Origin of the sequence: Rhizobium sp. PP-CC-3G-465 (assembly GCF_004343445.1) — a bacterium.
GTDB classification, from domain to species: Bacteria; Pseudomonadota; Alphaproteobacteria; order Rhizobiales; family Rhizobiaceae; genus Ferranicluibacter; species Ferranicluibacter rubi.
The window spans coordinates 115,887-128,710 of record NZ_SLYH01000007.1; the positions used below are offsets into that span (position 1 = coordinate 115,887).

At 63.2% G+C, this 12,824-nt stretch carries 8 protein-coding genes; 1 reads left to right on the plus strand and 7 read right to left on the minus strand.

From position 1 onward, the window contains the following. Positions 1-189: 189 nt before the first annotated feature. A complete protein-coding gene (locus C8J33_RS20815; RefSeq protein WP_422038795.1) occupies positions 190-999 on the plus strand; it encodes a tetratricopeptide repeat protein in 810 nt (269 codons plus the stop codon). Between the two features lie 78 nt (positions 1,000-1,077). Here C8J33_RS20815 and C8J33_RS20820 read toward each other — a convergent pair whose 3' ends face one another. The 7 genes from C8J33_RS20820 to C8J33_RS20850 all read right to left on the minus strand — a co-directional run bounded on the left by C8J33_RS20820 (position 1,078) and on the right by C8J33_RS20850 (position 12,793). After that, complete coding sequence (locus C8J33_RS20820) at positions 1,078-2,706, minus strand: alpha-D-glucose phosphate-specific phosphoglucomutase (protein ID WP_132665227.1); 1,629 nt, start codon at positions 2,704-2,706, stop codon at positions 1,078-1,080. 3 nt (positions 2,707-2,709) lie between these two features. Further along, the gene (gene glgA, locus C8J33_RS20825; RefSeq protein ID WP_132665228.1) at positions 2,710-4,149 is read right to left on the minus strand and encodes a glycogen synthase GlgA; all 1,440 of its coding nucleotides are present in this window, start codon (positions 4,147-4,149) and stop codon (positions 2,710-2,712) included. 5 nt (positions 4,150-4,154) lie between these two features. Beyond that, positions 4,155-5,417, minus strand: coding sequence for a glucose-1-phosphate adenylyltransferase (gene glgC, locus C8J33_RS20830; protein ID WP_110800945.1), 1,263 nt, complete (start codon positions 5,415-5,417; stop codon positions 4,155-4,157). 102 nt (positions 5,418-5,519) lie between these two features. Then, positions 5,520-7,721: a 1,4-alpha-glucan branching protein GlgB gene (glgB, locus tag C8J33_RS20835; RefSeq protein WP_132665229.1), complete on the minus strand. Its 2,202-nt coding sequence runs from the start codon at positions 7,719-7,721 to the stop codon at positions 5,520-5,522. Beyond that, positions 7,718-10,183, minus strand: coding sequence for a glycogen/starch/alpha-glucan phosphorylase (locus tag C8J33_RS20840; RefSeq protein ID WP_110800821.1), 2,466 nt, complete (start codon positions 10,181-10,183; stop codon positions 7,718-7,720). Before C8J33_RS20840 ends, glgB begins: the two co-directional genes overlap by 4 nt. A gap of 285 nt (positions 10,184-10,468) precedes the next feature. Continuing rightward, on the minus strand, positions 10,469-11,719 hold the full coding sequence (locus tag C8J33_RS20845; RefSeq protein WP_245507231.1) for a vWA domain-containing protein: 1,251 nt from the start codon (positions 11,717-11,719) through the stop codon (positions 10,469-10,471). Between the two features lie 195 nt (positions 11,720-11,914). Further along, positions 11,915-12,793 (minus strand): transglutaminase family protein, encoded by an 879-nt coding sequence (locus C8J33_RS20850; protein WP_132448543.1) that lies wholly within the window; start codon positions 12,791-12,793, stop codon positions 11,915-11,917. Positions 12,794-12,824 lie beyond the last annotated feature (31 nt).

A 12,824-nucleotide genomic window follows, 5' to 3' on the forward strand; every position in this document is an offset into this window, starting at 1 on the left:
TGTGGATGCGGCACTTGCGTGAACGAACCGCTTGTTGCGGCGTTACCGTTGCAGCCGGGGCGAGACCGCGGATTTGCCACGTGCCTGAGGCATTCTTGATTTGAGGGATCGATCTTGACATCGACTGTGACGACAGAGGGTTTCGCCGGCCGGGACGCATCCCGCAAAGGCACGCAGCGCTCCAGCCGCCTGGGCATCCTTTCCGCGCTTGGAGCAGCCCTGCTTCTGACAGCCTGCCAGACGGATCCCTCGAACGATAGCACGCTGCAGGTCGAGCGGGCGCAGGGCTCCGAGCAGAACATCGCCTCGCTGTCGGGCGTCATCAACAGCAATCCGAGCGACCCCGAAGGCTACAATGTGCGCGGCTCGGCCTATGGTCGCGCCGGCGAATTCCGCCGCGCGGTGGCTGATTTCAACAAGGCGATCGAGCTCAACCCGCGTTTCTACCAGGCCTATGCCAACCGGGCGCTGGTAGAGCGTAACATGGGTGATCTCGCAGAAGCCCTAGCCGACTATAATTCGGCACTGCAGCTCAACCCGCGCTACGACGTCGCCTATATCGGTCGCGGCAATCTCTATCGCCAGAGTGGCCGGCTGGATCAGGCCTTTGCCGACTTCAACAAGGCGATTGAGAACGATACGACCGATCCGCGCGCCTATCACAATCGCGGCCTGATCTATCAGGCGCGCAACCAGCATGGACAGGCGATCGAGGATTTTTCGACGGCCATCTCGCTGTCGCCGAGCTCGCCGGAGCCGTATAATGGTCGCGGCATCTCCTATGTCGCCCAGAACGACGACGACAATGCTTTTGCCGATTTCAACACGGCCATCAACCTCAACGGCAAGATCGCGGAATCCTGGGCCAATCAGGCGCTGGTCTACGAGCGCCGCGGCGAAAAGGCGAAGGCGCAGCGTTCCTACGGACACGCCCTGCAGCTCGACCCGAAATACGAGCCCGCCCGGACAGGCCTTGCCCGCGTCAAAGCGGCATCCTGAGACCTCCAATCGCATTTCATAAAAAACGCCGCTTCGAAGCGGCGTTTTTCGTTTGTGGTTTTACTGACGGGCCGATGATCAGGTGATGACCGTCGGTTCCGTGCGGCCGGTGCGTTCCTTGATGCCGGCCAGTGCGTCCGCGGCTTCGATCAGGTCGGCTAGGGCAACCTGGGTATCGACATCGTGCTTCGTCGCATCCGGCTCGAAGCGCTCGATGTAGACGCGCAGCGTCGCGCCTGATGTGCCGGTGCCCGACAGGCGGAAGACCACGCGGGAGCCGCCTTCGAACAGGATACGGATGCCCTGATTGTTGCTGACGGAGTGGTCAACCGGATCGTGATAGGAGAAATCGTCTGCCGTCTCGATCGTGAGATTGCCGAGCTTGCGGCCGGGCAGGGTGGCGAGTTGGCTGCGAAGCGCATCCATCAGGCCGTTGGCTGCAGCAGAGTCCACCTCTTCATAGTCATGCCGCGAATAGTAGTTGCGGCCATAGGTCGTCCAGTGCTCGCGGGCGATATCGACGACGCTTTCCTTACGGACGGCGAGGATGTTCAGCCAGAGCAGCACGGCCCAGAGACCATCCTTCTCGCGGACATGGCTGGAGCCGGTGCCGGCACTTTCCTCGCCGCAGATCGTCGCAAGACCCGCATCGAGCAGATTGCCGAAGAACTTCCAGCCGGTCGGCGTCTCGTATATGCCGATGCCGAGCTTTTCGGCCACGCGGTCGGCCGCGCCGGATGTCGGCATGGAGCGGGCGATGCCGGCAAGGCCCTTGGCATAGCCAGGCGCCAGCGTCGCGTTTGCGGCAAGCATGGCCAGGCTGTCGGAGGGCGTTACGAAGATGCCCTTGCCGATGATCAGGTTCCGGTCGCCGTCTCCATCAGAGGCCGCTCCGAAGTCGGGCGCGTTCTCGCCCATCATTTCCTCGTAGAGCGCGCGGGCGTGGACGAGGTTCGGATCCGGGTGGTGGCCGCCGAAGTCGGGCAGGGGTACGAAGTTGAGCACGGAACCCTTGGCGGCACCGAGACGATTTTCGAGGATCTCCTTGGCATAGGGGCCCGTAACCGCGCTCATGGCATCGAAGACGATGCGGAAGCCACCGGCGAGGTGGGCGCGGATGGCCGGGAAGTCGAACAGGGTTTCCATCAGTTCGGCATAGTCGGAAACCGGGTTGATGACCTGCACGGTCATGCCCGCGACCTCCTGCTCGCCTTCGGCATCGAGATTGACGTCGGCGACATCGGCGATCGTGTAGCGCTCGATGGTCTTCGTGTGAGCGTAGATTGCGTCCGTTACCTTTTCCGGTGCCGGGCCGCCATTGCCGATATTGTACTTGATGCCGAAGTCTTCGGTCGGGCCGCCCGGATTGTGGCTCGCCGAGAGAACGATGCCGCCGAAGGCTTCGTATTTGCGGATGACGTGGGAGGCGGCGGGCGTCGAGAGGATGCCGCCCCGGCCGACGAGGACCCGGCCGAAGCCGTTCGCCGCCGCCATCTTGATCGCGATCTGGATGACCTCACGGTTGTAGAAGCGGCCGTCACCACCGATGACCAGCGTCTTTCCCGCGAAGCCTTCGAGGCTGTCGAAGATCGACTGAATGAAGTTCTCGGCATAGTTCGGCTGCTGGAACACCGGCACCTTCTTGCGAAGCCCCGACGTTCCGGGTTTCTGGTCGGTATAGGGGGTCGTGTTTACGGTTTTCGTCATGATTCAACCTTTCGCAAGAAGACCGGCATAAAGCGCGGCGTAGCGCGTGGCACTCATATCCCAGGAGACATCGGATTTCATACCGCGCGCTTGCAGGCGCGCCCAGATTTTCGGCTGGCGCCACAGGGAAAAGACGCGGCGGAGTGCAAGCCGCAGGCTTTCCTCGGAGACGGGGGAGAACAGGAAGCCGGTGGCAACATTCGCCGCCACCGCCGCCTCGTTGGCATCGATGATCGTATCGGCGAGGCCACCCGTGCGGGCGACCACCGGCACGCAGCCATAGCGCAGGCCGTAAAGCTGCGTCAGGCCGCAGGGCTCGAAACGCGACGGCACGAGGATGGCGTCGGCGCCGGCCTGCATGAGGTGCGACAACGGTTCGTCGTAGCCGACAACGATGCCGACACGACCGGGATGCACGGCGGCGGCCGTCCGGAACGCCGCTTCGAGCGCTGGATCGCCTGAGCCGAGGACGGCCAGCGTGCCGCCGTTGTCGACGATCATGTCGATGACACCGGCCAGCACGTCCATGCCCTTCTGATCCGTCAGGCGACTGACGACGCAGAAGAGCGGGCCATCCGTCGCGACCAGGCCGAAGCGCTCGCGCAGGGCATCGCGGTTTGCCGGCCGCTTCTTCAGGGTGGCGGCTGCATAGGGTGAGACGATGTGCGGATCGGCTGCCGGGTTCCACACATCCGTGTCGATGCCGTTGACGATGCCGTGGAGGTCGGCGATGCGGCTGGCCAGAACGCCCTGCAGGCCCATGCCGAATTCGGGGGTCAGAATTTCCTGTGCATAGGAGGGGCTGACGGTGGTGATGGCCGTTGCCGCCATTAGGCCGCCCTTGAGAAAGGAGAGATCGCCGTAATATTCGACGCCCTGCACTGAGAAGGCGCCCCAAGGGAGGGCGAGTTCCGGAAAGGTGCTGGCGGGAAACTGGCCGCGGAAGGCGATATTGTGGATGGTCAGTACGGTCGGTACGTGCGCGGCACCGCCATGCTGCATATAGACCGGGGCAAGGGCTGCCTGCCAGTCGTGGCAATGGACGAGGTCCGGCGTCCACTCCGGCAGGACGCCGCGCGCGATCTCGGCCGCCGCCAGCGACAGAGCGGCAAAGCGGCGGAAATTGTCGGGGTGGTCGAGGCCTTGTGGGTCGAGATAGGGTCCGCCCGGCCGGTCGAACAGCGCGGGGGCGTCGAGCACCAAGAGGTCGAGACCGTCATGCTCGGCAGCCAGAATCGCGGCGGGATGGCCGAACAGTGTGTCGATGCCGCCGAGCCGCGTCGTCGCCCCGATCTTCGCCATCACGGCGGGGTAGCCGGGCAGCAGCGTGCGCATGCGGATGCCATGGGGTTTGAACGCCGCGGGCAGGGCGCCCGCGACGTCGGCCAGGCCGCCGGTCTTGATCAGCGGAAAGACTTCGGAGGCGACCGAAAGGACGTTCATCGTCCTCACAGTCCCAGCTTGTCGATCATCGGTTGTGTGATCAGGCAGATACCGTTTTCCGAGCGACGGAACCGCTTGGCGTCGAGTTCGGGATCCTCGCCGACGACGAGACCTTCCGGGATCACGACGCGGCTGTCGATGACGACGTTCTTCAGCTGTGCGTGACGGCCGATCTTCACGCTCGGCAGGATGACGGCACCGTCAAGGCGGGAGAACGAGTTCACGCGGACGCCGGTGAAGAGCATGCTGCGGTTCAGCGATGCGCCGGAAATGATGCAATCGCCCGAGACCAGCGAGGAGGTGGCCGAACCGCGGCGGTTCTCGTCGTCATGGACGAACTTCGCCGGCGGCTTGATCTCGGCAAATGTCCAGATCGGCCAGGTGCTGTCGTAGATGTCGAGTTCCGGTGTGACATGCGTCAGGTCGATATTGGCCTGCCAGTAGGCATCGATCGTGCCGACGTCGCGCCAATAGGCCTCGCGCTCGAAATCCGAGCGCACGCAGGACTCGTTGAAGCGGTGGGCGATCGCCTTGCCGTGCTGGACGATGTAGGGAATGATGTCCTTGCCGAAGTCGCGGCTGGAGGTCGGATCGGCTGCATCGCGCCGCAGGATGTCCATCAGGAACTTCGTGTGGAACACGTAGATGCCCATGGACGCCAGCGCCATCTCCGGATTGCCGGGGATGCCCGGCGGGTCGGACGGCTTCTCGACGAAGGCGATGATGCGGTCCTTCTCGTCCACATGCATGACGCCGAAGCCGGTCGCTTCCATGCGCGGCACCTCTAGGCAGCCGATGGTTACGTCGGCGCCGCTGTCCACGTGCTGCTGAAGCATCAGCTCGTAGTCCATCTTGTAGATATGATCGCCCGCCAGGATGACCATATATTCGACGCCGTGGTCCTCGATGATGTCGATGTTCTGGTAGACGGCATCCGCCGTGCCTTCGTACCATTGTGTTTCCGACACGCGCTGGGAGGCTGGTAGGATGTCGAAGCTCTCGTTTCGCTCGGGTCTGAAGAAGTTCCAGCCGTTCTGCAGGTGGCGGATGAGAGAGTGCGCCTTGTACTGCGTGGCGACGCCGATGCGGCGGATACCCGAATTCATCGCGTTCGACAGTGCGAAATCGATGATGCGGGCCTTGCCACCGAAGTAGACGGCGGGCTTGGCGCGACGGTCCGTCAGTTCCTTCAGACGGCTTCCGCGGCCACCGGCCAGAACGTAGGCCATTGCGTCGCGAGCCAGCGGCTGTATGCGTTTTTCCATGATATCCTCCCGATTTTGCGGTCTCTTGGCCGGTCTGCCCGCCCTCTCAAACGGGCCGACCGGCATATGCTTTCGTCTCGGCCGGATGCCCGGCCTCGTCGGTTTTCAGTCCTTCTCCAGCATCAGCGTGGCGAGCGGGGGCAATGTCAGGTCCGCCCGAATTTCACCCGATGCGGTGCGCACGGCATGAACCACGCCGCCATTGCCCTTGCCGCTGCCGCCGTAGATCTCGGCATCGGTGTTGACGATCTCGCGCCAGCGACCCTCGCTCGGTAACGGGATCGAGTAGACCTCGCGGTAGACGGGGGTGAAGTTCGAGATGACGGCGATGGCCTTCTCGCCCGGTGCCTTGCGCAGCCAGGCAAAGACCGAATTGTCGCTGTCGTCGGCGATCAGCCACTCGAAACCTTCGCCCTCGCAATCGCGTGCATGCAGCGCCTGCTTGTTGCGGTAGGTGCCGTTCAGGTCGCGGATCAGGCGGCGCATGCCCTGATGCAGAGGGTATTCGAGCAGGTTCCAGTCGAGCCCGCGCTCCTCCGACCATTCCGCCCACTGGGCGAACTCCTGACCCATGAACAGCAGTTTCTTGCCGGGATATCCCCACATGAAGCCATAATAGGCCCGGAGATTGGCGAATTTCTGCCAGTCGTCGCCCGGCATCTTCGCCACGAGCGACCCCTTGCCGTGCACCACCTCGTCATGGGAGAGCGGCAACACGAAATTCTCGCTGAAGGCGTAGACGAGGCCGAAGGTCAGGTCGTTGTGGTGATGCTTCCGGTGGATCGCGTCACGTGCAAGATATTGCAGCGTGTCGTGCATGAAGCCCATATTCCACTTGAACCCGAAGCCCAGACCCCCGGTGTGGACCGGTGCCGAGACGCCCGGCCAGGAGGTGCTCTCCTCCGCAATGGTCAGGATGCCCGGATGGCTGCCATAGACCTCCTTGTTCATCGTCTGAAGGAAACGCACGGCATCGAGGTTCTCGTTGCCGCCATATTCGTTCGGAACCCATTCGCCGTGCTTGCGGGAATAGTCGAGGTAGAGCATGGACGCGACCGCATCGACGCGCAGCCCGTCGAGGTGGAATTTCTCGGCCCAATAAAGCGCGTTGTTGACGAGATAGGCAAACACCTCGGCGCGGCCGAAATTGTAGATCGCCGTGTTCCAGTCGGGATGGAATCCCTGGCGGGGGTCCTCGTGTTCGTAGAGGGCGGTGCCGTCGAAGTTGCGCAATCCGTGTGCGTCGACGGGGAAATGGGCGGGCACCCAGTCGAGAATGACACCGAGGCCGACTTTGTGGGCACCGTTGACGAAGCGGGCAAAGCCCTCCGGCTCGCCGAAGCGGGCGGTCGGCGCATAAAGGCCGGTCGTCTGGTAGCCCCAGGAGGGATCGTAGGGGAACTCGCTGATCGGCAGGAATTCAATATGGGTGAAGCCCATGTCCACGCAATAGGGGATCAGTCGGGCGGCCATCTCGTCCCAGCTCAGGAACGCGCCGTTGTCGCCGCGCTGCCACGAGCCGGCGTGCACTTCGTAGATGGAGATCGGCTGGCGACGCGGGTCGGCCGAGGCCCAGTGCGCGCGATGCGCCTCGTCTTCCCAAACCTGCGCGATCTCGGACGTGGTGACCGACGCCGTCTGCGGTCGCAGTTCCGAGCGCCGGGCGAACGGATCGGCCTTCAGCGGCTGCAGCTGGCCGTCCTGTCCGATGATTTCGTACTTGTACGGCGTTCCCGCGGGGACGTCGGGAATAAAGATTTCCCAGATGCCGGTGTCGAGACGCAGCCGCATGACGTGGCGGCGCCCGTCCCAGGCATTGAAGGCGCCGACGACCGAAACGCGCCGCGCATTCGGTGCCCAGACGGCGAAGTGGAAGCCATCGACACCTTCATGGCGGACCGGGTGGGCGCCGAGCTTGTCGAACAGGCGAAGGTGCGAGCCCTCGCGAATGTAGTAGTCGTCCATGGGGCCGAGAACAGGGCCGAAGCTGTACGGGTCGGTGACCGTCCAGCGTGCGTCCGCGTTTTCGGCCTTATAGCGTACTGGCTGCACCTTGCGCAGGCTCACCGTGCCTTCGAAGAAGCCGGCTTCGTGGCGAAGCGCCAAGGTGCCGAGGTCTTTGCCGGACAGGGTCTCGACCGAGACGATGGTGGCGCCAGGCAGAAAACACCGGACGACGACGTCCTTGCCGACCGCATGAGGCCCGAGGCTTGCAAACGGATTGGTATGCGTACCCTCGATGAATGCTGCTACCTCGTCATCCGGCAGACGCGCCGGCGACGAGGCCTCTTTCAGCTCGGAGGTCATCCGGCTCTCCAAATCTCATCGGCATACTGCCGAATCGTCCGATCGGATGAGAACCAGCCCATCCGTGCGGTGTTGCGGATGGTCTTGCCGTACCATTGGCTGGGATTGGTCCAGATCGCATCCACTTCGCGCTGCGCCTTGGCATAGGCATCGAAGTCGGCCGCGACCATGAACCAGTCGTGAGAATAGATGCCGTCGATCAGGCCGGAGAAGCGGTTGCGGTCATCGGGCGAGAAGACGCCGGACGCGATCGCCTGGAGGGCCTGCGAAAGCTCGCGCGACGCCTCGATGACGGCCCGTGGTTCGTGGCCTTCCTGGCGCAGGTTGGAAACTTCTTCCGCGGTCATCCCGAAAATCTTGATGTTCTCCTCACCGACGCAATCGCGCATTTCGACATTGGCGCCGTCCAGCGTGCCGATGGTCAGCGCACCGTTTAACGCGAACTTCATGTTCCCGGTTCCCGACGCTTCCATGCCGGCGGTCGAAATCTGTTCCGACAGGTCGGCGGCCGGCACCATGATTTCTGCCAGCGAGACGTTGTAGTTCGGAATGAACACCACCTTCAGCAGGCCGCGCACCGCCGGGTCGTTGTTGATCACGCGCGCGACGTCGTTTGCCAGCTTGATGATGAGCTTGGCGTTGTGATAGCTCGGCGCCGCCTTGCCGGCGAAAAGCTTGACACGCGGGACCCAGTCGAGCTCGGGATGCGAGCGGATCTGGTCGTAGAGCGAGATCGCCTCGATGATGTTCAACAGCTGACGCTTGTATTCGTGGATGCGCTTGATCTGGATGTCGAACATGGCCGACGGATCGATGCGGATGCCCATCCGGCTCTGGACGAGCTGGGCGAGCCGCACCTTGTTGTTGCGCTTAATGGCTGCGAAACGATCCTGGAAAACGGCGTTGTCTGCATGCGGGTCCAGCGCCTTCAAGGCCTCGGCGTCATCCATGAAGTCGTCGCCGATCGTCTCGCGGATCAGCGAGAACAGCTCGGGATTGCACTGCATCAGCCAGCGGCGCGGGGTGATGCCGTTGGTCTTGTTGTTGATGCGCTTGGGGTAAAGCTTGTGCAGGTCGGCAAACACGGTGATCTTCATGAGGTCCGTGTGCAGCGCCGAGACGCCGTTGATGGAATGCGAGCCGACGAAGGCGAGGTTGCCCATGCGCACGCGGCGGTCGCCGCTTTCGTCGATCAGCGAAATGTTGCGCACCTGCTGGTCGCTGTAATTCGCCAATTTACGGGCCTCGAGCAGGATCTTCGCGTTGATCGCGTAGATGATCTGCATGTGCCGCGGCAGCAGGCGCTCGAACAGCGGCACGGGCCAGGTTTCCAGCGCTTCCGGCAGCAGCGTGTGGTTGGTGTAGGAGAAGGTGCGGCGGGAGAGATCCCAGGCCGTGTCGAAATCGACGCCGTGGACGTCCGTCAGCAGGCGGACCAGTTCGGCGACGGACACGGCAGGGTGGGTGTCGTTCAGCTGGATGGCGACCTTGTCCGGCAGGGACGTGAAGTCCGGATACTGCTGGAGGTGGCGGCGCAGAATGTCCTGCAGCGAGGCGGAGGAGAAGAAGAACTCCTGGCGCAGGCGCAGTTCCTGGCCGGCCGGCGTCGCGTCGGCCGGGTAGAGGACGCGGGCGAGCGCTTCGGCCTTGTTGCTTTCGCGCAGCGCGCCGATGTGGTCGCCGGCATTAAAGGCGTCGAGCAGGATGGGGTCGATCGGATGCGCGCTCCAGAGGCGCAGCGTATTGGTGCGCTTGCCGCGCCAGCCGACGACCGGCGTGTCGCAGGCGGTAGCGATGACGCGCTCGGCGGGCTTCCAGACGTAGCGGGTCAGTTCCTCGTCGATATTGACGGTCTCGACCGAGCCGCCGAAGCCGATTTCGTAGGAGCTTTCGCGGCGCTCGAACTCCCACGGGTTGCCATGCGCCAGCCAGGTTTCCGGCAGTTCCACCTGCCAGCCATCCGCCATCTGCTGGCGGAAGAGGCCGTGCACGTAGCGGATGCCGTAGCCATAGGCCGGGATGTCGACGCTTGCCATGCTCTCCATGAAACAGGCGGCAAGCCGGCCGAGACCGCCATTGCCGAGCGCGGCATCGGGCTCCAGTTCGGCGACCACATCGATATCGACGCCGAAGGAGGCGAGCGCTTCCTTCAACTCGTCCATCAGGCCGATATTGGTGACGGCATCGCGCATCAGGCGGCCGATCAGGAACTCGAGCGACAGGTAGTAAACGCGCTTGGAACTGTCGGTATAGGCCTTGCGGGTGGACTCCATCCAGTTGTCGGTGATGCGGTCGCGCACGACCAGGATCGCGGCCGTCAGCCAGTCATGCGGCTTGGCGACCTTGGGGTCCTTGCCGATGCGGTAGGTCAGGCGCTCGATGATCTCCTGCGCCAGAATTTCGGCGCTCGACTCGCGGCGCGCGGCGTTCGGAATTTTCTCATTTGAGATACGGCTGACCATGGATCCGGGCTACCCTTTTGGACGTTGTTCCGACACCACCGAAGGCGCATGCCGACGGAGAATTCCAGCAATGTATGCACCGATACGAAGCGCTTGCAATAAGTGTTTTCAAGAGGATGTAAAATGAAGCCGGCGGGCGGCGGGCGCGTGCTCGGTGGCGCAAGGCTTCATCGCCGCCGCTTCCGATCCGTCGGCCGCAGCGTGCTGCAACCGGATGATCTGCAAGTACGAAAAACCCGCGCGAACGGGTCGCGCGGGTTTGAAAGAGGTGACGTCGATGTCGGTTTACTGCGTCAGCCGGACCATGAGGTTGCTGGCCTTGTCGCCGATCGTCTTGAAGGCTGCGACGAGATCCTCGCTCTTTTCGGCCTGGAAGTAATAGGTCGGGTCCGTGGCGCAGCCCTGCAGGAGATCCTGGCCGCGCTTGGGTGCCTTGAAGGCGACGGTGAAGACCTTGATGCCGTCGTCGCGGGCCTTGTCGCAATAGAACTTCGTGGCGGCGTCGGATCGCGTCGCCTGACTGTCGCCGGTTCTGTTCTGGTAGAAATTGTTCTCGCCATCGGTCATGAAGACGATGTACTTGGTCGGTGTCGCCCCGGTCTTCTGCGCATGGGCCTTCGTCTCCGTGTTTCCCGACAGGTCCCTGTAAGCAGAGGTGAATGCGTCGCTCGAATCTGTTCCTCCCTCTGCCACGAGGGTATTGACGTAGGTTCCCGTGCCGGCCGTTCCCCAGGCGAGCACGCCGGCTGCATCCTGCGCGTCGTTGTAGGAGACGGCGGAGGTTCTCACATAGATCGAGGTCGGATCGGCGGTCTTCAGCTGGGTCAGCAGGCTGTTCACGGCCTTCTTGAGCGTCGCGATCTTCGAGACGTAGCAGGGCGTGCTCCACTTCGCGTAGGGCCAATAGGCCTCCTCGTAGATGTAGCAGCCATTGGTCGAGGTGTCCTTGGTGTCGGTCTTCCAGGCCATCGAGCCGGATCGATCGAGCACGAGCACCATCGACAGGGCGTTCTTCGTGTCCGAGACGCCTTCCGACTTTCCCGTGGCCGACAGGCTGATGCCGTTGCCGCTCACGAGGCGCGTCATGGCATTGAGGTCGATGGACAGGTTGGATTTGACGCTGATGTCGTAGCCCTTCGCGCCCGTCTGGAGGGTCTTTGGCTCGATCGTGACCGATGTGTTGTCGACCAGCAGCTTATCCGCCGCAGCCTGCTTCACGAGGGCTTCCGCCGCCGCGGGCGTGCCGACCTCTATCGCGCTGGAATTGGTCTTCCGCATGGCCATGACCACGTAGTCGTGCGCCGTTTCGCGGGCCTCGTCCACGCTCATGTGTTTGTTCGCAAGGCCGGAGGCGGCAGCAAGTGCGCCGCTGTCCACCGCCGCCTGGAGTCGGTTTTTCTGGAGCACGATATTGGTGGTGTCGATCGCCACGCCGGCGCCGAAGAGAACCACGGGAAGCGCTACGGCCGCCATCAGCGCGATGTTGCCGCCCCGATCCTCCAGGCAACGCTCGATCATGCCAAAAAATCGCCTCATGTTCCGCTCCTGCGCCCACGGTCCGCTTCGCGATATCGCGGAAGCCCATCTTGCTGCTTCGATATCACGGGTTCGTTGGCGACTGCTTACAAGAGCGCTTAAACTTTTACGGACAAGGCAGGCTTTCGGGCATGAACCTGTCTCGCATTGCGGACAGGTGGTGCAGAACAGGACAGATGAACGAGAAAAGGACCGTCAGGACACGGGGACGACATCGACGGCCTGGTCCGTCTTGTGGCTGCCGTAGCTCTTGAGGACGCCGATAACCGGCGCGACGTCCGAATAATCGCGGCCGTGGCCGACGACGATGTGATCCGTGCCGGCGGGCACATTGTTGGTGGGGTCGAGCTCCACCCAGCCCAGCATCTTGCCGCACCAGACGCGCACCCAGGCATGCATGGCGTCGGCACCTTCCAGCCGCTCCTTGCCCGGTGGCGGCAGCGTGCGCAGGAAGCCGCTGACATAGCCGGCGGGAATGCCGAGTGCGCGCAGCGCAACGATCATGATATGCGCGAAGTCCTGGCAGACGCCCTTCTTCAGCCGAAAGGCCTCGATCGGCGTGCTGTCGACCGACGTCGCCTTCGGGTCGTAGGTAAAGTCCTTGTAGATCCGCTCGCACATCAGGCCGGCGATCTCGCGGACGGTCATTCCGGGCTTGACCATCCCCCGGGCATAGGCCGCGATCGTCGGGTCCTCGGCAAGGCGCGGGCTCGTTGCCAGAAAATGGTGCGGGGAGCCGGGATCGAGCGACCAGACGGCGCCGATCTCTGCGGGAAAGGCGGCGAGGTCCGGCGAGAAATCCGCCGTGGGCATCGCAGCTTCCAGCTGGACCCGCGCCTTCATGTGGATAATCAGCTCGTCGTGAAGCTTGCGGAAGAGGATCGACGTCGAGGGGTTTTGAAAGAAATCCAGCATGTCGGTGCGTTCTTCGGGCACCGGCGTGCAGGTGACGGTGCCTGCCACCAGACGCTGGCGCGACGGCAGGGACAGCGGCAGCACGCGCACGATGTGGCGTCCGCCGGAAACCGGGATCTCGTAGCTATAGGTGATCTTGAGGCTGATATCGTAGAGCATGGATCCCCCGCGGTCTGGTCCGTCCCGACTC

Coding starts and splice junctions, on each gene's coding strand:
- C8J33_RS20820 (WP_132665227.1), bottom strand. CDS start 2,706: ATGACGAAAACCGTAAACACGACCCCCTATACCGACCAGAAACCCGGA.
- C8J33_RS20845 (WP_245507231.1), bottom strand. CDS start 11,719: ATGAGGCGATTTTTTGGCATGATCGAGCGTTGCCTGGAGGATCGGGGC.
- glgB (WP_132665229.1), bottom strand. CDS start 7,721: ATGACCTCCGAGCTGAAAGAGGCCTCGTCGCCGGCGCGTCTGCCGGAT.
- C8J33_RS20840 (WP_110800821.1), bottom strand. CDS start 10,183: ATGGTCAGCCGTATCTCAAATGAGAAAATTCCGAACGCCGCGCGCCGC.
- glgA (WP_132665228.1), bottom strand. CDS start 4,149: ATGAACGTCCTTTCGGTCGCCTCCGAAGTCTTTCCGCTGATCAAGACC.
- C8J33_RS20850 (WP_132448543.1), bottom strand. CDS start 12,793: ATGCTCTACGATATCAGCCTCAAGATCACCTATAGCTACGAGATCCCG.